Consider the following 22,307-nt stretch of genomic DNA (forward strand, 5'->3'; position numbering starts at 1 on the left):
TACACCATGTTTGATTCAGCCATCAAAGCAGCACCTTTCAAGCGCTCAGTATACGTTACACTATCAGCTTTATTCTCGTTAACCTTTATGCAGCCAGCTTTAGCTAAGAGTGAGACTATCCAAGTGGCTAACTCAACTAGCATGGCTAAATACTGCCGTGATGATAGGCAGAGCCAAGCACACTCTTATAGATATCAAAGCGAACAGCAGCGCCTATTAAATTGTATGGTCACGCAATTGAAACCTTATCAACAAAAAGACAAGACAGCCGCTCAACAGTATTTCGCATATAAAGCGCAAGCTTGGTTGAACTATGCTATTCATCAAGACAGTATGAATAGCCGCTCATCTGCGGGTCAAGTTGCGTTAAAAATGGCAAAGCCTATATTGCAAGCGCTAGATAATGACACGGTACAGGACTTGGGCTTGCATCAAGATATTCCGTCTACCTCTGCTCTAATGCGTCCTGACCTATGGGCAACTTTAAGCGCGCTTAAAGACGGTGATGGCATAGCGTCAGCACCACGTGAGATGGCTTTTAGTGAAGTGGCTTTAATTTGGGCAGCAACCAATCAATGTGCGCGAGGCTGGCGCGAATCTGGTATGCATTTTCGCATGGCTGATCGCTGGCTTGAACAAGCTCGCGAAGCTTACGTCAATGCCAATAACTCACAGACCAATGTAGCGCTAGAGAAGTCAATAGTCAGTTATCATAAGCAGTACTCGCCTTTAGACGCGAGCGATGATACTTGCCGTGGACAAGATTTGACATCTAACCGTTAGAATAGTCGCTGTTTTATTAAAAATATTAACCTCTATTACTTCCAATCTTATACTAAAAATTAGACGCGAAAAAGCCGACATATTTGTCGGCTTTTTTATGTTTAAAGTGAGCTAAATTAGCGGTTTTTACGGGGTAACTTTTCTGGTAGGTAACAACGTAAATAAGCAATAAATGCTGTATTTGCTTCTTGGATATACTCTTCAGTAATACTCTGATGACGGCGATAAGACAACGTAAAGATAGCATTTACGATGCTATAAGCAATCAACAAGGTATCTTGGATATCATGGAAGTTTGGCATCTCATAACGCTCTGACAAACGCTTATAGACCAGATCAACGATTTGATGATCCATGTCTTCACCAAAGCTGTCACCTTCGAAATCAGGTGTATTGGTGTCATAGATAAGCTTGGCTTTTGTCTCATCGTTATGGAATATCGTAATACAATGATCGATAAGCGCCGTTAAATACCCTTGCCATCTGTCATAGTTGCCAATATCGACCGTCTCTACCATCTCTAATATTTCAATCGCATTCAAAAAACGTAATGCTAAAAATATTGCTTCAATATTGGGGAAAAAATGGTAAGCAGACGCTCTTGGTATGCCCGCTTCTTCACATACAGCCGCTAACGTAATATCGTTAATAGCATGTGTTTCGCTCAATTTTTTGGCACCAGCCAATAGTTTTTGACGACGTGCACGGCCTTGTTGGCTAGTAAACTTAAACTTATTAGGTACAAGCTTTTTTGCCAATTCCGAATCTACCAACACATCTTCAATCTTTTCGTCTTTATTATCACTCATTGTGAATCTCTTAATGTTGCGCCCTATTTTATAAATATAATCTGCATTGAATAGTATTTATCCTCAAATAAAGGATGGTTGACTGTTGGCTAAAATATAAAGCCTATATGGTCACTACTCTATTCAATGCAGAGGCATCATAAACGCTTGTACATTATCAAGCAAGGGACATGAATAGGTTAAAAAACAATACTACGATCAGCAATTTAATAGAGCTAACCGTCTAATTTTATAAAGTTAATCATTGAGTTTTATTTTCGCCCTTATAATACCATGATCAGTGACTCTATCGGCATAGTCCCACTTTAAATGATCATTAAAATAATCGACCCGTTCGACATAACCGAGCGAAAATTTACTATCAGGCAAAAACTCTTCTGAGACAAATAACTGGTCGATAACTTCTGGCATGCCTTGATATATATGGGTATAGGCAACATCCTTCATCCAGCCATATCGTGCTTGAATACGAGCAGCATCAAAAAGCGCAACATCACGCATACTTTTATCGTAATTAACTTCCCCAGTTTCTGTCATCAACTGAGTAGTCACGCTACCTGTGACATCATTCATATCGCCCAATAGAATCAATGGCTCACGGGTATGTTGCAACCGCTCTATAATAGACATACGGATAGAGGCCGCTTCTGCCGCGCGCATACATAAACTACGAAGCTTGGCGCGAACTCGAATATTTGGATCGTCCATGTCTTCTAATAGGTCACCATTTTCGTCACGTAAGAAAAAAGCACGTTTGCTTTTTAGATGCGCTGTAATAATAGTAATGGGCTGTCCGTATGCGTCAACACGTAATACTAATGGAGGACGGTTGAAGCGTTGATAAGGACCGATATCAGGTACATCAATAATGGCTTTTGGTGCTATATTTTCTAGCAAACTGGTTTCTAACTGCTCAAATCGGCTGATAATACCGACAGCAGGTGTATTCTGTGCACCCATGCCTTTGGTATATATACTCGAGCTATCGTTACTGGCAAGTGGAATGACCGCATGCTCGGGCTTGAAACCTAGTGAAACAGCCAACTCTTCTAATGCATCACTATCCCAAACCTCTTGTACTGCGATAATGTCAGCATGCGCTTTAGCCAATAAATCTGTAAGACCTCGCAGCTTATGTTCGTAAGCTTTATCATTATAAGCTGGCGCATTTTCATAATAAGTCCGATTAGGGTTCGCAAAGTTCAGCAGGTTTGCCGTTGCGATATAAAACTGTTTATGACCTTCAGTGTTATTACTCATATATTCCCCATCGCTCTCATTATTATAGTACATAATATTCACGTATGTGTATACGCTGCAAATTTTATGCCTAAAAAAACTCCCAAAGTTAAACTTTGGAAGTTTTAAAATAGCATAAATGTTGATAAGTAGATTTACTAATAGAACTGGACATACAATTAATCTATTTCAGGCAATGGTATAGCAATCCCTGATACTAGCTAATTACTAAATGCATTGGCTGCCAAGATGTTTGCCTAATCGTTCTATTAGTTATTTAGCCTCTCTTATGATACGCGATTCCATGCATCACGTGATGCTTGACGCGCTTCATTCCATTCCATACGAGACTCGCCTTTTACTTCGTGCCATGAACGCTCTAAATCTGCTTCATGATCTTCAAAACGAGCATCTACTGGATAACGAGCACGATTCGCATAACCGACTGCATATGCTGGATGTAAGTCACGGTCGAAATCGTATTCTTCTCTATGGTAGTCAGCATTTGCATACTCTGCACGCCAGTACGCTTCTTCGTGAGTTGGATCAATGGCTTCAGCTGCTGCATGACCTGCGCCGCCACCAACGATAGCACCAATAGCACCACCAATTAGTGTACCCAATGGACCTGCCATCGTACCGATAGCTGCACCTGCTGCTGCACCGCCTACACCGCCGATACCTGTACCTACTGGATGCGAGCCTGGCTCACCGGTAATGATGTCTGCGTTTAAATCTTCTTTTGTCTCTTTTGACATATGTTTTACTTCACTGCGATCGATAGCATCATGGTTACTCATAGTATTGTCCTTAAATTATTTATTATTTATTGAATTATTTATTTGCTAATTATTAGCGGTCCTACTAAATCCAATTGAAGTATAGAAATTTATAGGTAAGGACAGATAGGCCGATTTTGTAAACTGTGTCCGTATTGCGATTATCTTGCGTTACAGCCTGTATCTTTATCACATTTGTGTACGGCAGCCTCATACTTTGAGTAAGTATAAATGTACTATTACAATAAATTTACTAAGTAAATCAATCTTATAACGGCATTAGAGACCTTTTGATAGCTTGTTGCCATTTAGCAAGATGTCGCTCACGAGTATCAGCCGACATACTTGGTTCAAACACGCGATCTACCTGCCATGAAGCTTTCATGGTCGATTCATCATATAGCCCAGTTTTCAGACCTGCGAGTAGTGCCGCGCCCTTTGCCGTAATCTCTGTATCTCTAGGACGTAATACCGGAACACCCAACAAATCTGCTTGGAACTGCATGAGTAAGTCATTATTTGCAGCGCCGCCATCTACTCTGAGCTCAGTCAAAGGATGAGGGCTGTCCTTTTGCATAGCGATAAGTACATCATAGGTTTGATAAGCAACGGCCTCCAATGCAGCGCGGGCAATATGTGCCTTAGTAGTGCCGCGGCTCATACCAGTGATGCTAGCGCTAATATCTGAACGCCAGTAAGGCGCGCCCAATCCAGTAAAAGCAGGTAATAGAACGACATCTTCGCTACTGTCTACTTGACGGGCTAAGTCTTCGATATCACTACTCTGCTGAATCATGCCCAAATTATCACGCAGCCATTGAACGATAGCCCCTGCCATAAAGACACTGCCCTCTAAGGCATAAGTGACTTCCTTTTTGGGTGGCTGTAGCATGCGTTTGCCTGACTGTACGATTTGGTCAAATGATAAATTATCTGGACGAATTGGTGACGTTTTACGTTGCCATGCAATGGTGGTTAGCAGCTTATGCTCACTCAATTTTGGCTGTTGGCCAATATTCATTAGCATAAAGCAGCCTGTGCCATAAGTGTTTTTGGCCATGCCTGCATCAAGGCAACCTTGCCCAAAGAGCGCTGCTTGCTGATCACCCAATACTGCTTGAATAGGTATTTGCTTTGCAAACAGGCCTTTTTTAGTTTTGCCAAAATCACCGTCGGACGATAGTACTTTAGGCAATATATTCATAGGTATAGCAAATCGGTCACAAAGTGTCTCTGACCATGCCAGCTTATGGATATCGAATAACAATGTACGAGAAGCATTGGTCACATCAATGACATGCTCCCCGCCTGTGAGCTTATAAATCAGCCAACTATCAATCGTGCCAACCGCTATCTCACCTCTGCTGGCTTGTAGACTCAGCTTCGGGTTGTTTTCGAGTAACCAAGCAATCTTACTGGCACTAAAATACGGATCTAAACGCAGGCCTGTAATACGCTGAGCTTCATGTGCCATGTTGACGCTATCAACGCCCTGATGCACAGGGTCATTCATACTATTGCTAGCGCTTTCAGCAGCGAGTGTCTTACAGTAATTTGCGGTACGCCTGTCTTGCCAAATGATGGCGGGAGCCAGTGGCTTACCAGTTTGTTTATCCCATATCACAATCGACTCACGCTGATTGGTAATTGCAATACTGGTAACGTCAGTGGCAAGCAGCCCTGCCCGATTAATAACATCATGTGCACAGCTAATCTGAGTTTGCCAGATCTGCTGTGCATCTTGTTCAACGAATCCAGCTCTTGGTGTTTGCAGCGTCGTTGGCTGTTGTACCATTTTGATAGGACGCGCATGATCATCGTACAATATCGCGCGACTTGACGTGGTCCCTTGATCCAACGCTAAAATATACCCTGCCATGACACACCCTCTACTAATATTATTTATTCTATTTGATAGCCATTTAGTGACTATTCATTGACTGCTACTTATTAATTGCTACTGATTGACTGATGCTTATTGAGCATTTTTTATTTTGTTAATTACGGTCTAAATGCTTTCATAGTAAGATTAAAAACAAAATATATCTAAAAATAAATCGCGTGAATTGAAAACGTCTTATTGGCTATGTTGTTACTTATAAACAGATATTTAAAAATTAAATCCAACCTCTATCATACCGCTACTGGCTGCACAATAGAAAACGGCAAAATACTGAGCATTGACCCGTCACCATTGTGGCTCTACAGTGTACCTCTTATGACGAATGACCGCTTGTTAGCGCTTTTAATATAGACGTATTTTTATATTAGAATATGAATGATTTATTTAAGCATCATTTTTTCGCTAGCTGGCAAATAGTCTATAATAGTTCAGCAACTTTATATCCTGAGCAATGAAACCTATCGGTGCTGTTCCTTATTTTATAATACCTTACATTCTAATTAATGGCTTATGTGACTTATGAAATTCATTTTATCAGCGCTACCGACTGCTATGATGACAGTTGCAGTCATGAGCGTGCCTGTCATGACTTACGCGAGCACTGACACTGACAGTATAGAAGTGTCAGATGATGTTACACCAGTGGCTGTGACACAAATCATAGATGTTGATAGTCTGACTGATAATAATAAACCAACTGTAGCACCTTTTCATACAGTACCAAACCCTCAACACGCTGAGTCGCAAGCACTGTCTACGCTTGTTGACCCTATTACACATAAAGCAGTCGATAACAGCTACGCCCTAGACGTCTCAAGCTTTTTGAGCTTAGAGCAAGCGCAGAAGCTGCTGGTACAAGTATCACCTAAAATCGCTGCCAATCAAGCAGCGATTGCCGCTAGCGAATACCAAACTGACGCGCTTAGAACCATCGACAATCCGCTCGTATTTGCTCGAGTATCCGCCAGTGCCTATCACTTAGACGAGGATGTAGATTTATCTTCTCTCAGAAGTGGTATCGTTAACGAAGTAAACAATGGCTTAGATAACATAGTCCCTCCTACAGCAGACTTACCAGACTTTGGTGAGCTGGTCGGTGAGCGTATTCCCGACTCTTACAATCTCAAGCGCTCAGGCTCTACGTCGGGCGCAGGTCTTGGTGTCGTTTGGCCTATTTATACTGCTGGGCGTACAGACGCATTGACTGGCGCCTCGGATGCACGTACACAAGAAGCGATGGCTGATAGCGTACTGGATAAAAATGAGCTCTATAATACGTTAATTGAGCGTTATTTTAAGGCACAGTTAGCGATTATCGCCGCTTACTTACGAGAAGACGCTTACGATACATTGCAGCAAACCGACCATATGGCCGAGCGTCTGTTTGAAGAAGGTTTTATCTCACGTGTCGATAGACTAGAAGCACAGTCTGCGCTTGCGGATGCCAAGAGTGAATCCGTCAATGCCAATAACGACGCGCGCCTAGCCATGATTGCGCTACAGCGTCTACTACGTACCGACTACCGTATTAAACCAACCACGCCTTTGTTTGTCTCTAGTCGCCCTCTACCAGATGTGAGCTACTTTCAGGACTTGGCACTAAATAACCATCCCGGACTGCAAAAAGTTGCAGCCAAGCGGGCACAGGCTCAGCAATTGCATGCGCTATCAGATACGGGCTACAAGCCTACGGTATTGCTATACGGTTATGGTCAGGTAGAGAAAGATCCAAGCTGGGTCGCTGGTATATCTGCCAGTTGGAAACTATGGGGCGGACTCGATAAAGCCGCATCATTAGCATCCAGTAGTGCCAAAATACGTCAGGCCGACCTCTCTGAGATTGAAGTCAGTGACAATTTATTGCTACTGGTAGAAAAAAACTGGCACGATGTCAATAATGCTCAATCACGCTATCAGGCATTGCAAAGTAATGTTGATTTGGCAGCAGAAGTATTACGACTACGACGCTTAGGATTACAAGAAGGTGTAAATACTACCGTTGACGTGGTGCAGGCACAGACGCAATCGCTTAAAGCACGTACCGAGCAAGCACAGGCTGCTAATGACTATGTACAGTCACTGGCTGCCCTTATGCAAAGCTGTGGTACGCCACTTGCTTTTAATGCTTATCTCAATGCCGCTGATATTCAATTGCCTACTTTATATACTGAGCAATGATGTGATATGAGAAACCATAAGTCGTGCTGATAAATGCTTTGTATTACCATGAAGCCGACATCGAAAATACTATTACCAACCCTATTACGAACAGCTGCTTTTATGAAAAAATTGACCTCTAAATCGTTAAAAAACTGGCTACAGACGTTACTAGAAACATGGCGTATTGCCAATAACTCTAATGTTTGGGCGCATTGCGCAAGTGTAGGTTTCTTTGGATTCTTATCAATTTTTCCAGTGATGGCTGTGTTTGTCCTACTTTATGGTCTTGCGTTTTCTCCTGTCGAGATGCAAGAGCAAATCTCGCTTTTGAGTCAGTTTATACCTGATACAGTATATGAGGTGCTCAACTCTCGTCTGAGCGAGTTGGTTTCTACAACTACGTCTGCCCTGACTTTCAGCCTGCTTATCTCGTCCTTGCTCGCACTTTATGCTGGCTCTAAAGGTATCAAATCTTTAATTATTCTTATTAACCTTGCGTTCCATATTACTCAAGAGCGCAGTTTTGTACAAAGCACGATTCGCGCAGTTGGTTTGACCTTTGCAGCAGTAGTCGTATTGATTATCGCGGTCTCCTCTATCGCGATTATTCCTTTGGGGGCGGCCTACTTTCCTTTCCCTCAGATAGCTAAAACAATTACGCTTTGGAGCAGGTGGCCAATATTGACAGGTATCATATTCTTAAGCTTTTTGGGCCTTTATCGTCTAGCCCCAAATCGTGATGCCGTCGCCCTCAAGAAATTAATGCCGGGCGCTGCGCTGGCAACGGTTTTATGGATTATATTGTCCATCTTGTTTTCAATTTATGTGCAAAATTTTAATAACTATAGTGCTGAGTTTGGCGCGCTTTCAGCTGCTGTAGTCATTATGCTGTGGCTATATTATTCAGCATTTATCGTCGCTCTTGGTGCTATTTTTAATTCTGAAACTATAGACAACGCCAAGCCTTATGCGTTTCGAGTGTACTAGTAATAAACCCTTTATTTTCAACTTTGTTGCTTTAGGAATCTCATTGTCATGACAGAATTACCACGCGAATCAGACGACTCAAATAAATCAGCTGAAGCAACCGAGTCAGTGACCTCTCAAGATACACAAAATTCAGTCGATCCTGTAGAAGACGTGTCTGATATTGAACCAGAGCAACCGGCACCTGCTTATAATCGTAGCGCCTCTAAAACTGACAAATCGGCGCGTATAAAAAAAGCCTTACTTGCCCTATTCATACTAATTGTCCTTAGTACGATTGCGTACGGCTTATACAAAAGTAATGCGCATAGCGAGCCAGAAGTTATTACGCTGCAAGGGCAAATGCAGATGCAGCAAACGTCGATCGCTGCAAAAGTGCCAGGGCGTATTGCCCAAATTATGGTAACAGAGGGTGATACGGTAACGGCAGGTCAGCAATTAGTTGAAATGGATTCGCCTGAGATTAATGCCAAGATTAATCAAGCACGTGCTGGTAAGCAAATCGCGCAAAGCCAATTAGATAAAGCAGAAAATGGTGCGCGCCCGCAAGAAATCGCCCAAGCAAAAGCCGCTTGGCAAGCCAATAAAGCCGCGTCTGACTTGGCAGAAAACACCTATCAGCGTGTCAATCGCCTTTACGAAGAAGGACTGATGGCGCGACAAAAGCGTGATGAAGCATATGCGCAATATCTTGCTACTCAGGACCAAACCGAAGCAGCCCGCTTACAGTATGATTTGGCACTAGAAGGCGCACGTACTGAAGATAAGTCAGCGGCCACTGCACAAGTCGCACAGGTCGATGCAAAACTCGATGAAGCGCTAGTAGCAAAAGAGGAAGCGAACCTAAGAAGTCCTATCGCTGGTATCGTCGATAATGTCATCGTGAGTGCTGGAGAAGTTATCGGTCAAGGGGTTCCACTCCTGACGTTGGTGGATACCAATGACCAATGGGTAGTACTTAACGTCACTGAGTCTTATTTAAATCAATTCGCTATTGGTCAGACATTTACCGGTACTATCCCAGCACTGTCATCAGTGGATAAGCCTTATACAAAACAGTTTACCGTCTATGCGACATCGACCCTATCAGACTTTGCTACTTGGCGTCCGACCAATAATGATGATGGTTTTGATGTGCGTACTTTTGAGGTAAAGGCACGACCCTCTAAGCCCGATGCCCGTATCCGCTCAGGTATGAGTGTGGTCGTACGTATCAATCCTACTCCTGTCAATCAGAATCAAGAGTAAGCCATGCACTTGACTAAGTTAAGTGAGGCTTTTTTACGCAGTGCAGCCTACGAGCGCCGTTTTTTGGCAAAAAATCACTGGGACTTTAGCATGGTGGTATGGATACCACTGGCAACGGTGCTGCTAATATGGTGGATATTTTCACAGACTCAAATTACCGATTTGCCTATCGGAGTCATCGATCAAGACAATAGCGCTGTTGCCAATACTGCCGTCCGTTACCTAGAGGCCAGTCCTACTTTGACAGTCAGACAGCTGTATTACTCCCAAGCGGATGCAGAGGCTGCCATTTTACAGCGTGATATTTACGCTGTTGTCATTATTCCAGAAGACTTTTCTCGTAATATCTTATCGAGCCAGCCTGCTCCGTTGACTCTGCAAGTTAATGCACAGTACGGTACGCACTCTGGTATTATTCAGGCAGGTGTCCAAGCGGTCGCTAGTACATTATCCGCAGGCGTAGAGATCAAACGATTGGTCAAACAAGGCGTAGCGCCATCACAAGCGACGACGGCTTATGCGCCTATCAGTGTGCAGCGTATTAGCTTATTCAATGCTGCGACCAATTATCAGCAGTTTTTGGCATCGACTGTCATACCTGCCTTATTACATATATTGGCGATGGTCATTGGTGCAACCACGATTGGCCGCGAGTTACGCGATAAGAATATCGGGCGCTGGTACCGTTTTATTGATACAGGCAAACCTAGTCTAACCTTATCCAGAGCCTCAAAAACGACATCTTCGCTATCAACCAAACAAAATAGCAGCAATAACAAAACATCATCGTCAAGCGCAAAAGTGCCTAACTCGGTCAGCCTATCAGTTTTGGTATTTGGTCTATTGGGTAAGTACTTTTGGCCAATACTGGCATATAGCTTGTGGTCAGCGTTGATATTGTGGCTGGCAACGTCCAATCAGAATATCAACATTACGTCTCTTATGGCAGTCTATGCTGGGTTTCTGTGCCTAATGGTATTGTCGTTTTGGCTGGGTGCTATTTTTACTTTGAATTCTTTTTCATTACGTATGGGTCTATCGACTACTGGATTTATTTCAGCGCCTTCTTATGCCTTTGCTGGTGTTACTTTTCCTTATATTTCGATTAGTGATAGCGCGCAATATTGGTCAAATGCACTGCCATTAACGCATTATCTAAAGCTCCATATTGCACAGTTACAAATGCAAGCACCGATCGCCATATCGCTACCTATCGTCTATGGCCTCATGCTTGCAGCCATAATAGCGCTAATACTTGCAGCACTATTAACCAAACGCGCATTGGCGCATCCTGAACGTTGGGGAGCACGCTAATGTCTGCACAATCAAATAATATACACTCAAAAGCTAATTTAACCGACACTCCGGCATCACAAAGTTTTTGGACCAGCTTTATCCAAACTTTTAAAGACGTCTTTGGCGACAAAGGCGTACTTTTGATGTTAATTATCGCCCCTATTATCTATGGGTTTTTTTATCCTTGGCCTTACTCATCTGAAGTAGTCAATCATGTGCCAGTAGGTATCATTGATCATGACAATAGCAACTTATCGCGTACTCTCGTTCGCTATGCGAGTGCTAGCCCATATCTAGACACTGAACGATTTATCAATGAGCAGGCTGCCAAAGAAGCCATATGGTCAGATCAAATTGCAGGCTATATGGTGATTCCAGCTGGTCTCGAAGAACAAGTTCAGTCCGGAGAGCAAGCGCACGTCAGCGTACTAGGTAATGGCGGTTATTTTATTTTAAATAAAAACGTCCAACTGGGTTTCTCTCAAGCGGTAGGTACGGTATCGGCTGGTATTAAGGTAAAAAAAAGCATTGCGAAAGGCGCTTATGCATCTACCGCAGCACAGAATACTCAAGCTGTACCGCTGCGGATTATGCCACTGTATAACCAAACCGAGGGCTATGGTGCTTATGTTGTACCAGCTGTCTCTGTTATTATCTTACAGCAGACACTTTTAATGGCGACAGCAATGCTGATTGGCACATGGTATGAGCAGCGCCGTCACAGTACGAGTGTACGTGGCTGGCTAGGACGTATTGGAGCGCTAAGCTCACTTAGCTTTATCGTTGGCTGCTTTTACTATGGGTGGGCGTTTGAGCTACATCATTATCCACGCGGACAAAATATGCTTGGTACGCTGCTATTTTTGGCACTATTTTGTCCGACAGTCGCAACGCTCGGCTGCGTGCTCGGATTATGGTTCCGGCAGCGTGAGCGCAGTATGCAGATCTTAATTTTTATCTCCTTACCGATATTCTTCTTAAGCGGCTACCCTTGGCCAGCAGACCAATTGCCTCAAGTATTACAAGTAATACGTTGGCTGGTACCGACTACGCCTGCAATCAATACCTCTGTGCAGCTTAACCAAATGGGTGCCAGTATCTCTCAAGTCGCTGTAGGATTTTATGCGTTGGCTGGCTTATGGTTGCTCTATTTTGTTTTATTGCTATTTTTACGCAAGCGTATTCCCTAGCGAAAAGCCTACTCATAAACCTTCAAATTAATTAAACCTATGAGCATAAAAAAGCGCCTGCTAATAATAGTAGGCGCTTTTTTATTTATACGATATAAATAGCGGTGGTTTAAAACACTCTGTTCAAACCATTCAATGCCGCCACACGATACGCTTCTGCCATCGTTGGATAGTTGAAAGTCGTATTTACAAAGTATTCAAGCGTGTTGTTGCTCTTACACTTCATCACTGCTTGACCGATATGGATAATTTCTGAAGCGTGGTTACCGTAGCAATGGATACCTAGAATTTCTAACGTATCACGATGGAACAATATCTTTAATACGCCTGAACGTTCACCAATGATTTGGGCACGTGCCAAATGCTTAAAGAACGCCTGACCCACTTCATACGGAACTTTTTCATCCGTTAGCTCTTGCTCTGTCTTACCGATACAAGATATCTCAGGAATCGTATAGATACCCGTCGGTACACTAGATACTGGCTCAGCATCACTATCACCAACCATAAAGGCAGCGGCACAGCGACCTTGGTCATAGGCAGCAGAAGCTAATGATGGCCAACCAATTACGTCGCCCGCCGCATAGATATTGTCGACGTCCGTACAGTAAGTGTCATCTACTTTTAGCTGACCACGGCCGTTTGCTTTTAGCCCAATGGCTTCTAAATTCAAGCCTTCGGTGTTACCTGAGCGACCATTTGACCAAAGAATGGCATCAGATTTGATGCGCTTGCCACTCTTTAAGTGTAACACCACATAATCATCATGAGTCTCAAGATGATCAATCTCTTCATTACTACGGATAAGCACACCGAACTGTCTAAAGTCATGCGCGATGGCATCACTGATTTCGCTGTCTAAGTAGTTGAGCAACTGATCTTGGTTATTGATTAGATCAACTTTGTAGCCAAGACCAGTAAAGATAGACGCATACTCACAACCAATCACCCCTGCACCGTAAATGATGATTTTTTTGACCACATAATCCATTTGCAAGATTTTGTCAGAGTCAAAAACGCGTGGATGGTTAAAGTCTAAAATCTCAGGACGGTAAGGACGACTACCGACAGTAATGATGGCTTTATTGAAAGTGATGGTTTCGTAAACATTTTCATCGACTTCAATACGTAGTGTGTGAGCGTCAATGAAACTTGCCCAACCTTGAATGACTTCGATACGGTTGCGCTCATAAAAACGTGTGTGGGTACTGACTTGACGACGGATAACTTGACGCGCCTTAGCCAGTACTTCATTTAGCGGTACTTGCTTATATTCCATCGCCTTGGTAAACATTGGATCGCGGCGGAAATTAATCAAGTTAAATACAGATTGGCGCAGTGCTTTACTTGGAATTGTACCGACGTGAGTAGAGTTACCGCCTACTTGATCACGTGGATCGACAACGACCACTCTTTTACCAGACTTGGTCAGCTTCATAGCAGCGGCTTCACCGGCAGGGCCCGCCCCTAAAACAACGGCATCATACTCATACTCATGATCGTCACTTTTTAGACGACGAGAGTCTTTGGTAAAGCCAGATTTAATATCGATTCGTGTGTCATCGAGCGGATTCACTAGGTCTGGATGATGCATGACATCATCGGTCACTTGCTCGTGGGTCTGCTCTATTTTTTCTTTTTTGTTCTTACCTTCGGTATGTTCAGGGCTTGGCACGTGTCCGCTAGATTTATTTGATACTTCGGTATGAATATCTTTACCAGTATCGTTGGTCTCGTCGCTTGCACTTTTACTTACCATGATGTCCTCTTTATATTTATTTATCGAGTAAATGTTTGAGATATAAATGAATCAATATGTAGCTGAGTTAGTATCATGTAGATAAATGAATACCGCCCTACTAAGGCATGCCCACCATACGTTGTGACAATATGTTTTGCAATGTCCAATGACCAGTGGCGCTCTGTTGCCCTTCATCAATCTGCGGGCGGGCGCTAATAATGTACTCTGTACCAAGGGTTGGTTTGAAGTCATCGATCCAGTCGTAAGGAATCTGAAACACGCTACCGTCTTTAGATTTAGCAAGCAGGCACTGCATTGGCAATTCTGAAGCACAAGCTACACGGTTTGGCATGACGGTCAGTGTTTGCGCCTCTCCCAATACGATACTTGGAATATAGCGCGGCTCAGGTACTGGATCCTTTGCAAATGGTGATGTTTGACAAGCACTCAATAAAGTCGCTGCACTGATTAAACCTGCCAGCAACAACGATGGCTTTATAGATTGATAGGCTGAAATCATAGTATTCTCTATATGATAATTATCTAGGATGAAATGATGTATGTTTATTAGTGTTTTTTGCGCTTTTATTAAAGCTGCCTGAGCACTTATTAATACCGATTGAACAGATACTGTTTAAGCTGATATTCATTATCCAATACGGCGTTTGAGACCTGTCATCTGCAAAATACGTGTGGCAATTTCTTCAACAGACATCTCTGATACATCTAAGCTTGGGATACCGTGCGTGATATAAATACCCTGAATCGCGCGCTGCTCTTGCTGGCATTGCTGATAGCTAGAATAACGGCTGCCTGCACGGCGCTCTTGACGGATTTTTACTAAGCGATCGGTATCAATGAGCAAACCAAATAATTTGTCTTTGTGCTCACGTAATGCTTTCGGCAACTGATTGTCGTACAAATCATCTTCAGTCAAAGGATAGTTAGCCGCTCGAATACCGAATTGTAATGCTAAGTATAAAGAAGTCGGCGTCTTACCAGAGCGCGACACACCCACCAAAATAATATCGGCTGCATTATAGTGACGAGTACGCGCGCCATCATCATTGTCTAAGGCAAAATGCACTGCATCGATACGCTCTTTATAAGTTTCAGAATCGACATCATCATGTGCATGCCCTGAATGACCATCTGGCTCCACACCAGTCTCCTCTGCAACACGGCCAATCAGCCCTTCATACATATCCAAGTTACAGCTATGTGCTGAGTTAATTTTTTCACGAATCTCAGGATTGACGATCGTATCGAAAACCAATGGCAACGACCCATCGCGCTGATACGCCATATTGATTTGTTCAACCGCATCTTCCGCACGCTCTAAGCTATCGACGTATGGCAATACTCTTGTTTCAAAAGGAACCGAGGCAAACTGACTCAAAATAGCGCGTCCAAGTGTCTCAGCCGTAATCGCTGTGCCATCTGAGATAAAAAATGCCGTTCTAATGGCTTGTGAGCTGTCCAAGTTTAGCGCGTGGCGATTTTGGATAGTGGACTTAACTTGTTCAGATGGATTGCTTGAGTACATATCGTTGACACCTCGGTTGAAAACTCAATAGTGACCTTCATTTAGTTTTTGGTATAGCTCTGAGTAATAATTCAGACTTAGCAAACGTTTAGCAGTTATTGACTATTAATAGCGTGAATTTTACTCGGCTTCTTATAGCTGCCTTTATAACTCGTATAACTAAGTTTTATAACTGCCTTCTTAAAACGAACCTTTTTCAGCACCTATACCGCACATTTAGTATGCAATGCGCATCAACTATCTATGCGCTACATTATACGCATATTAGCCTCTTAATAGAAATCAATGTTACAGGCGTACACTTAGCACCAACATTGTTTTTAATCTTGTTGGCATAGCTAATCCGCCTCTCATTAAGGCATTTTTTTATGCTTCTTCTATTATGCTTTGTTTATACAGATACATAAGATTGAGACATAAATTGTAGAAATACTCTAAATGCCACCTATTTAAACATGCCTACTTTATGCAGTAATTGGCTTTTATAAGCGTATAACATCGTCACTAATAATGATATTTTTCATCCGAGTAAATACGAAACCCGGTAGGACTGGCCCTAATTTATGTAGCAAACCCCACAATTTGTATATTTTTAACAAGTTTTTTGGTGAAAACCCTCGAAATTGTCCTAATATGGCGGTATAATTCACCGTTATAATCTTTACTAAATAACCTTATTTTCTGGAGTTATCATGGCAGCGCAATCTACAGCACTTGTAATCAATCTTGATCAGCTAGGAAAAGACGACATCGAAATGGTTGGTGGTAAGAACGCTTCGCTTGGCGAAATGATCAGCCATCTTTCTGATTTAGGCGTTAGTGTTCCAGGCGGCTTTGCCACCACTTCAAATGCATTCAACCGCTTTTTGACTGAAACCGGCTTGCTTGACAAAATCAACAGCGAGCTAAAGACACTAGACGTAAATGATGTTAATAAGCTTGCGGCTACTGGTAAAAAGATTCGTACTTGGATTATTGAACAAGAACTGCCAAAAGATCTTGAGCAAGAAGTACGTCAATCATTTGAAACCATGAGCGGTGGCGAAGACATCGCTGTTGCTGTACGTTCTTCTGCCACTGCTGAAGATTTACCAGATGCGTCATTTGCCGGTCAACAAGAAACCTTTTTGAACATTCGCGGTATTGATAACGTCCTAATTGCTATTAAAGAAGTATTTGCCTCTCTATATAACGACCGTGCAATCTCTTACCGTGTACATAAAGGTTTTGAGCACGAAGGTGTTGCACTATCTGCTGCCGTACAGCGTATGGTACGTTCAGAGACTGGTGCTGCTGGTGTTATGTTCACGCTAGATACTGAAAGTGGCTTTGATCAAGTAGTATTCATCACGTCAAGCTATGGCCTAGGTGAAATGGTTGTACAGGGTGCAGTTAACCCAGATGAGTTCTACATCTCTAAGAAATTGCTAGCCAACGGTAAGCCATCAGTTATCCGCCGCAACCTAGGTAGCAAGCATAAGAAAATGGTTTATGGTGATGAAGGCAGCACGGCTAAATCAGTTAAAACCGTTGATGTTGAAAAACAAGATCGCATGCAGTTCTCTTTATCTACTGAAGAGCTAACCTCACTTGCCAAGCAAGCGGTAACGATCGAACAGCATTATGGCCAAGCGATGGATATCGAGTGGGCAAAAGATGGCGATACTAACGAAATCTTTATCGTTCAAGCACGTCCTGAGACTGTTAAGAGCCGTCAAGACAGCAACGTAATGGAACGTTATGTCATCGACACGACTGGCGCAAAAGTATTGTGTGAAGGTCGTTCAATCGGTCAACGTATCGGTTCAGGTAAAGTGCGTATCGTTAGCAACCTAAACGAGATGGACAAAGTAGAAGAAGGCGACGTACTCGTATCAGACATGACTGATCCGGATTGGGAACCAGTTATGAAGCGCGCTTCTGCTATCATCACCAACCGTGGTGGTCGTACCTGTCACGCTGCTATTATCGCGCGTGAGCTAGGTGTGCCAGCTATCGTTGGTTGTGGTAACGCAACTGAGCTATTGGTTGATGGTCAAGACGTAACTGCTTCTTGTGCTGAAGGCGACACTGGTTTCATCTACGAAAGCCAGATTGATTTTGAAGTACAGACTAACTCTGTTGAATCTATGCCAGAGCTAGCATTTAAAGTGATGATGAACGTTGGTAACCCAGATCGCGCATTCTCATTCACCCAAATGCCAAACGAAGGTATCGGTCTTGCACGTCTAGAGTTCATCATCAACCGTATGATTGGTGTGCATCCAAAAGCACTACTAAACATGAACAGCTTGCCACGTGAAATTGCACAAGCGATCCAAGAGCGTATCGCTGGCTATGCGTCACCTGTTGACTTTTATGTTGATAAATTGGTCGAAGGTATCTCAACGCTAGCTGTTGCCTTTATGGATCAGCCCGTTATCGTTCGTATGTCAGATTTCAAATCAAACGAATACGCTAACCTGCTTGGTGGTAAGTTATACGAGCCATCAGAAGAGAACCCAATGCTTGGTTTCCGCGGTGCTAGCCGTTATGTGTCTGATAACTTCCGTGACTGTTTTGAGCTTGAGTGTAAAGCACTAAAACGTGTACGTGATGACATGGGCTTGACCAACGTTGAGATCATGATTCCATTCGTACGTACTGTCGGCGAAGCCAAAGAAGTCATCGAGTTACTTGAGAAAAACGGTCTAAAACGTGGCGAAAATGGTCTACGCGTCATCATGATGTGTGAGCTACCAACCAACGCCCTATTGGCAGAAGAGTTCCTAGAGCATTTTGATGGTTTCTCAATCGGTTCTAACGATTTGACTCAGCTAACACTTGGTCTTGACCGTGACTCAGGTATCGTCTCGCATCTATTTGATGAGCGTGATCCTGCTGTTAAGAAACTATTATCTATGGCTATCGAAGCTTGCCGCAAGCAAAATAAATATGTCGGCATCTGTGGTCAAGGTCCATCAGACCATCCAGATCTAGCATTCTGGCTAATGGAGCAAGGTATCAGCTCAGTGTCATTGAACCCTGACTCAGTACTAGATACTTGGTTCTTCTTAGCTGGTGAAGAAGCGAAGTAAACCGCTACGTTTAGTCACAGCGGTCATTCACACAGTCATTAAAGATACCACTATTAGGGTCTATTTGATTTTTTCAAATAGACCCTAATATAATGTCCTAAGACATGACTAACTATGCAGGCAATTATGCAGATTTTCCTTGCTCGAAATAACGTACAAGCTGGCCCATATCAGTTGGAGCAGCTGAATATCATGCTGGCATCTGGTGAAGTATTGCTTGATGATTTGATGTGGCATGAAGGCTTAGCTCAGTGGCAGCGCGTAGGTGATGTTACCAATAACCAAACGGTTTATCGCCCGACCGGTGCTAACACGCCTGAAGTAAACGACTCTATCATCAATAACGTGACTGTCTTCCCTGAAGATACCAATAAAGCGAAAGATGATAAGTCAGTATCGTTAGACAGACTATATGGCAAGCCTGAACGTCCTAAAAACGTGAAAGCCGACATGACGACCAATCGTCATCAAACGCCGCACAACAATGTCTCATTAAACAAGTCTACTCTCAAAAAGGCTGTTGCAGACAATGATAAAGTCGTCGGCAACGTGGTACTTGCCCCAATTATGTCACGCGTATTGGCGACTGCATTGAATGGCCTACTTTATATATTGGCCATACTGCCGTTAGTAATGGCATTGACTCAGATGGATGTGGACTATACCAAGTTCCAAAACATTCAAGATATGGATGCCGCTTATCAATACTCAATGACGCTGATGGAAAGTCTTCCTAGTAGCACATTGATGATGTCACAAGTGATGGTCTTCGGTCTATTTGCCTTACAATTGGTATTTATTACCATGCGCGGTCAATCGCTAGGCAAGCTGATCACTGGTATTCGTGTTGTGGATCAAACCACGCATCGCCTACCTTCGTTTATTAAGCTTATCGGTACACGTACCTTACTGTTATTTATTATCTATAACTTACTGTTTTCGTTCACCAGTTTTTTAGGCTTTGTGATTATTGCTATTCACTATTACATGGCATCGAAAAGCCCTGAAAATATTGGTTGGCATGACAAACTTGCCAAAACCTTAGTGGTCAAAGCAGACAGTAGCCAATTGGCAAAGAAGTCAAAATCTGAATAACAGTATTTTGATTTGGCTATTGGTTTTATAGCTCGTTATACTTAAAAAAGCTGCGTACTATCGCGGCTTTTTTATTTAGCAAAGCTTATTTAGCCTCTTTTTATATTTTATTGGCAGTAGCTTGGTGATTAACCTTTGTGTTAGTTGCCGAGTACTGTTATAATACGGCGCTTTATAAACTAAGCTTATTCTTGATTGTTTTTTATAAAATATGACTAGAATTGGGCTTACCTTATAAATCTCCTTGCTATTAACATAGGGTTAATAGCTACTAATCCGTAAGGAGTCATAATGCGACATTACGAACTGGTGTTACTTGTACACCCAGACCAAAGCGACCAAGTGGTCGGCATGGTTGAGCGCTACATCAAGTTAGTTCAAGACAACAACGGTGTTATCCATCGTCTAGAAGATTGGGGCCGTCGTCAACTGGCTTATCCAATCAACAAGATTCACAAAGCTCATTACGTTCTTTTCAACATTGAAACTGACGGTGAAACTTTAGCTGAACTTGAAGAATTATTCCGTTATAACGACGCGATCATTCGTAGTCTAGTTATGCGCCGTGACGAAGCTGTCACTGAAGAGTCGCAGTTAGCCAAGAATGCCGATGAAAAACGCGCACGCAAAGCAACTACTCGTCGTCCAGACAATCGTGAAAACGATAATGACGACAACGACAACAGTGAAGACTAATTAAAGGAGAATACTCATGGCACGTTTCTATCGCCGTCGCAAATTCTGCCGTTTCACTGCTGAAGGCATTACTCACATCGACTATAAAGATGTTGAATTGCTAAAACAGTACATTAGTGATAATGGTAAAATCGTACCAAGCCGTATTACTGGTACATCTACTAAATATCAGCGTCAATTAGCGACTGCTATCAAGCAAGCTCGTTACTTATCGCTACTTCCATACACTGATAACCATCAAGGTTAACCGCTAACTAGGAATGACTCATGCAAATTATTTTGTTACAGCGTATCGTCAACCTTGGTAAACTCGGTGAAACTGTCGATGTAAAACCAGGTTACGGACGTAACTTTCTTATCCCTCAGGGCAAAGCACTACCTGCTACTAAAGCTAACATCGAAAAGTTCGAAGCACGTCGTGCTGAACTTGAAGCTGAAGAAGCAAAAGAGATCGCTGTTGCTCAAGAGCGTGCTGATGCATTGACTGACGTTAATGTTATCATGCGTGCTAAATCAGGTGACGAAGGCAAGCTATTCGGCTCTATCGGTACTCGCGATATCGCTGAAGCATTGACTAACTCAGGTCTAGAAGTAGACCGTGCTGAAATCAAGCTACCTGAAGGCACTCTACGTCAAGTTGGCGAATACAATGTTGATATTCAGCTACACCATGACGTTACTGCTAGCATCTTAGTTACTATTCTTTCTGAAGATGGTAACAACGAAGATTCAGCTGACGAAGAAGCTGCTGAAGAAGACTATTCTGAAGAGTAATCTTCTATGTAGTTAGACTCAGTCTGCAAAAAGCCAGCAACTTAGGTTGCTGGCTTTTTTACGTGCGTCATTTTTGACATTAGAGTCTATGTATTTAGACCATTTATATCGCTAACTTACTTTCCTTTATCTTGATAAATTAGGATTTTGTATATTCCTAAACAGCTTAGGATTCTCAAAAAATCTATTGCTATGATAGCGGAGTTATCTATGCAATATTGTAGTAACTAAATGCAACAACTACCTTAAAAACGCTATACCAAACAACAAGATACTGCCTATATAATCATCTTTATTACTATTAGCAGAATTGATAATCTACTGCTATTTAATGTACTAATAGGGCGCAAGAACATGAAAGAAAATAATAATATCCATACTAATGACAAGCTTATCTGTACTCAAGGTAATGCATACTACTCCGAAGGTGAGGTGTATACAGTTGGCAGAATAGTCAATGACAAATACTTTCAGCTGCTGACCAGTGGCAATGATGATCATTGGTATGCCACGTTGGATGATCAGGGCATTTACGTTAGCTTTGATACTGTAACTGCTACCAATAATAAAGCTTTTTTTGATAAGATTGCCTAACTGTAAATACCAGCACTTCTTAGAATGCTTATCTTAAGAATGATTATTACTCAGGTAGGTAAATATTGTTTAGACAAAAACTGGTCATTATAAGTGGCCAGTTTTTTTGGTTTGAAGTATTAGCAATTGCTAGTTATACAAGTATTTCCACACACGTCTTCGACGTTTTCTTACTAACTTCTCTCAGTTCAAAATTAAGTATCTCTCGGTTTTTTGTCAATAGCGCCAACTATTTAACGAATCTATTTCCTAGCGGCGTCTATTTGCTATAAAATATGCCCCTTTAAAATTTCGTATCGTTAGTGATGCAGATAGTTGGTTCGATATCGTTTAAATGTAGACATGGTAAAAGCCTGTGACAGTACTACACAGAGTAGACTTAGCAAGCTA

19 protein-coding genes are annotated in these 22,307 nt (G+C 42.5%); 12 read left to right on the top strand and 7 right to left on the bottom strand.

Annotated features, from left to right (window positions below; all coding sequences use genetic code 11):
* The first annotated feature begins 6 nt into the window (after positions 1–6).
* A complete protein-coding gene (locus tag ACHEVO_RS05220; RefSeq protein ID WP_394124192.1) occupies positions 7–783 on the top strand; it encodes a hypothetical protein in 777 nt (258 codons plus the stop codon).
* Positions 784–899: 116 nt separating this feature from the next.
* Here the strand turns inward: ACHEVO_RS05220 and ACHEVO_RS05225 are convergent, their stop codons facing one another.
* From ACHEVO_RS05225 to glpK, 4 genes are all read right to left on the bottom strand, one after another.
* Positions 900–1,592, bottom strand: coding sequence for a TetR/AcrR family transcriptional regulator (locus tag ACHEVO_RS05225; protein WP_101205430.1), 693 nt, complete (start codon positions 1,590–1,592; stop codon positions 900–902).
* Positions 1,593–1,829: 237 nt separating this feature from the next.
* Entirely contained in the window at positions 1,830–2,852 is a 1,023-nt protein-coding gene (locus ACHEVO_RS05230) for an endonuclease/exonuclease/phosphatase family protein (protein ID WP_394124193.1), read from the bottom strand.
* A gap of 266 nt (positions 2,853–3,118) precedes the next feature.
* Positions 3,119–3,631 (bottom strand): hypothetical protein, encoded by a 513-nt coding sequence (locus tag ACHEVO_RS05235; protein ID WP_057759401.1) that lies wholly within the window; start codon positions 3,629–3,631, stop codon positions 3,119–3,121.
* Between the two features lie 247 nt (positions 3,632–3,878).
* Positions 3,879–5,489 carry a glycerol kinase GlpK gene (gene glpK / locus ACHEVO_RS05240; protein WP_394124194.1) on the bottom strand — a complete coding sequence of 537 codons (1,611 nt, stop codon included), beginning with the start codon at positions 5,487–5,489 and terminating at the stop codon, positions 3,879–3,881.
* Between the two features lie 543 nt (positions 5,490–6,032).
* Between glpK and ACHEVO_RS05245 the strand changes: the two genes are divergently transcribed.
* The 5 genes from ACHEVO_RS05245 (at position 6,033) to ACHEVO_RS05265 (ending at position 12,394) form a co-directional block, all read left to right on the top strand.
* A complete protein-coding gene (locus tag ACHEVO_RS05245) occupies positions 6,033–7,691 on the top strand; it encodes a TolC family protein (protein ID WP_394124195.1) in 1,659 nt (552 codons plus the stop codon).
* A gap of 102 nt (positions 7,692–7,793) precedes the next feature.
* Positions 7,794–8,660 (top strand): YihY/virulence factor BrkB family protein, encoded by an 867-nt coding sequence (locus ACHEVO_RS05250; protein ID WP_394124196.1) that lies wholly within the window; start codon positions 7,794–7,796, stop codon positions 8,658–8,660.
* A gap of 48 nt (positions 8,661–8,708) precedes the next feature.
* Entirely contained in the window at positions 8,709–9,908 is a 1,200-nt protein-coding gene (locus ACHEVO_RS05255) for an HlyD family secretion protein (RefSeq protein WP_394124197.1), read from the top strand.
* A gap of 3 nt (positions 9,909–9,911) precedes the next feature.
* Positions 9,912–11,222, top strand: a complete 1,311-nt coding sequence (locus tag ACHEVO_RS05260; protein WP_394124198.1) for an ABC transporter permease — start codon at positions 9,912–9,914, stop codon at positions 11,220–11,222.
* Positions 11,222–12,394: an ABC transporter permease gene (locus ACHEVO_RS05265; RefSeq protein WP_394124199.1), complete on the top strand. Its 1,173-nt coding sequence runs from the start codon at positions 11,222–11,224 to the stop codon at positions 12,392–12,394. The genes ACHEVO_RS05260 and ACHEVO_RS05265 overlap by 1 nt, the downstream gene beginning before the upstream one ends.
* Before the next feature lie 109 nt (positions 12,395–12,503).
* Here ACHEVO_RS05265 and sthA read toward each other — a convergent pair whose 3' ends face one another.
* From sthA to ppsR, 3 genes are all read right to left on the bottom strand, one after another.
* A complete protein-coding gene (sthA, locus tag ACHEVO_RS05270) occupies positions 12,504–14,153 on the bottom strand; it encodes a Si-specific NAD(P)(+) transhydrogenase (protein WP_057759390.1) in 1,650 nt (549 codons plus the stop codon).
* A 100-nt stretch (positions 14,154–14,253) separates the two neighbouring features.
* Positions 14,254–14,655 carry a DUF4377 domain-containing protein gene (locus ACHEVO_RS05275; RefSeq protein ID WP_101205439.1) on the bottom strand — a complete coding sequence of 134 codons (402 nt, stop codon included), beginning with the start codon at positions 14,653–14,655 and terminating at the stop codon, positions 14,254–14,256.
* Between the two features lie 129 nt (positions 14,656–14,784).
* Entirely contained in the window at positions 14,785–15,681 is an 897-nt protein-coding gene (ppsR, locus tag ACHEVO_RS05280; protein ID WP_101205440.1) for a posphoenolpyruvate synthetase regulatory kinase/phosphorylase PpsR, read from the bottom strand.
* Between the two features lie 692 nt (positions 15,682–16,373).
* Here ppsR and ppsA point away from each other — a divergent pair.
* From ppsA to ACHEVO_RS05310, 6 genes are all read left to right on the top strand, one after another.
* Positions 16,374–18,758 carry a phosphoenolpyruvate synthase gene (gene ppsA / locus ACHEVO_RS05285; RefSeq protein ID WP_102091300.1) on the top strand — a complete coding sequence of 795 codons (2,385 nt, stop codon included), beginning with the start codon at positions 16,374–16,376 and terminating at the stop codon, positions 18,756–18,758.
* Between the two features lie 126 nt (positions 18,759–18,884).
* Positions 18,885–19,853 (top strand): RDD family protein, encoded by a 969-nt coding sequence (locus tag ACHEVO_RS05290; RefSeq protein ID WP_394124200.1) that lies wholly within the window; start codon positions 18,885–18,887, stop codon positions 19,851–19,853.
* Between the two features lie 291 nt (positions 19,854–20,144).
* On the top strand, positions 20,145–20,549 hold the full coding sequence (rpsF, locus tag ACHEVO_RS05295; protein WP_101205443.1) for a 30S ribosomal protein S6: 405 nt from the start codon (positions 20,145–20,147) through the stop codon (positions 20,547–20,549).
* A 16-nt stretch (positions 20,550–20,565) separates the two neighbouring features.
* A complete protein-coding gene (gene rpsR / locus ACHEVO_RS05300; RefSeq protein WP_010198808.1) occupies positions 20,566–20,796 on the top strand; it encodes a 30S ribosomal protein S18 in 231 nt (76 codons plus the stop codon).
* Between the two features lie 20 nt (positions 20,797–20,816).
* Positions 20,817–21,323, top strand: a complete 507-nt coding sequence (gene rplI / locus ACHEVO_RS05305; RefSeq protein WP_057759378.1) for a 50S ribosomal protein L9 — start codon at positions 20,817–20,819, stop codon at positions 21,321–21,323.
* Between the two features lie 354 nt (positions 21,324–21,677).
* Positions 21,678–21,917, top strand: coding sequence for a hypothetical protein (locus tag ACHEVO_RS05310; protein WP_394124201.1), 240 nt, complete (start codon positions 21,678–21,680; stop codon positions 21,915–21,917).
* Positions 21,918–22,307: the final 390 nt, after the last annotated feature.

Source organism: Psychrobacter nivimaris (assembly GCF_043419765.1).
In the GTDB taxonomy this organism is placed as follows: domain Bacteria; phylum Pseudomonadota; class Gammaproteobacteria; order Pseudomonadales; family Moraxellaceae; genus Psychrobacter.

Coding starts and splice junctions, on each gene's coding strand:
- rpsR (WP_010198808.1), top strand. CDS start 20,566: ATGGCACGTTTCTATCGCCGTCGCAAATTCTGCCGTTTCACTGCTGAA.
- rpsF (WP_101205443.1), top strand. CDS start 20,145: ATGCGACATTACGAACTGGTGTTACTTGTACACCCAGACCAAAGCGAC.
- ACHEVO_RS05250 (WP_394124196.1), top strand. CDS start 7,794: ATGAAAAAATTGACCTCTAAATCGTTAAAAAACTGGCTACAGACGTTA.
- ACHEVO_RS05230 (WP_394124193.1), bottom strand. CDS start 2,852: ATGAGTAATAACACTGAAGGTCATAAACAGTTTTATATCGCAACGGCA.
- ACHEVO_RS05275 (WP_101205439.1), bottom strand. CDS start 14,655: ATGATTTCAGCCTATCAATCTATAAAGCCATCGTTGTTGCTGGCAGGT.
- ACHEVO_RS05220 (WP_394124192.1), top strand. CDS start 7: ATGTTTGATTCAGCCATCAAAGCAGCACCTTTCAAGCGCTCAGTATAC.
- ACHEVO_RS05235 (WP_057759401.1), bottom strand. CDS start 3,631: ATGAGTAACCATGATGCTATCGATCGCAGTGAAGTAAAACATATGTCA.
- ppsA (WP_102091300.1), top strand. CDS start 16,374: ATGGCAGCGCAATCTACAGCACTTGTAATCAATCTTGATCAGCTAGGA.
- rplI (WP_057759378.1), top strand. CDS start 20,817: ATGCAAATTATTTTGTTACAGCGTATCGTCAACCTTGGTAAACTCGGT.
- ACHEVO_RS05255 (WP_394124197.1), top strand. CDS start 8,709: ATGACAGAATTACCACGCGAATCAGACGACTCAAATAAATCAGCTGAA.
- ACHEVO_RS05265 (WP_394124199.1), top strand. CDS start 11,222: ATGTCTGCACAATCAAATAATATACACTCAAAAGCTAATTTAACCGAC.
- ACHEVO_RS05310 (WP_394124201.1), top strand. CDS start 21,678: ATGAAAGAAAATAATAATATCCATACTAATGACAAGCTTATCTGTACT.
- sthA (WP_057759390.1), bottom strand. CDS start 14,153: ATGGTAAGTAAAAGTGCAAGCGACGAGACCAACGATACTGGTAAAGAT.
- glpK (WP_394124194.1), bottom strand. CDS start 5,489: ATGGCAGGGTATATTTTAGCGTTGGATCAAGGGACCACGTCAAGTCGC.
- ACHEVO_RS05225 (WP_101205430.1), bottom strand. CDS start 1,592: ATGAGTGATAATAAAGACGAAAAGATTGAAGATGTGTTGGTAGATTCG.
- ppsR (WP_101205440.1), bottom strand. CDS start 15,681: ATGTACTCAAGCAATCCATCTGAACAAGTTAAGTCCACTATCCAAAAT.
- ACHEVO_RS05245 (WP_394124195.1), top strand. CDS start 6,033: ATGAAATTCATTTTATCAGCGCTACCGACTGCTATGATGACAGTTGCA.
- ACHEVO_RS05290 (WP_394124200.1), top strand. CDS start 18,885: ATGCAGATTTTCCTTGCTCGAAATAACGTACAAGCTGGCCCATATCAG.
- ACHEVO_RS05260 (WP_394124198.1), top strand. CDS start 9,912: ATGCACTTGACTAAGTTAAGTGAGGCTTTTTTACGCAGTGCAGCCTAC.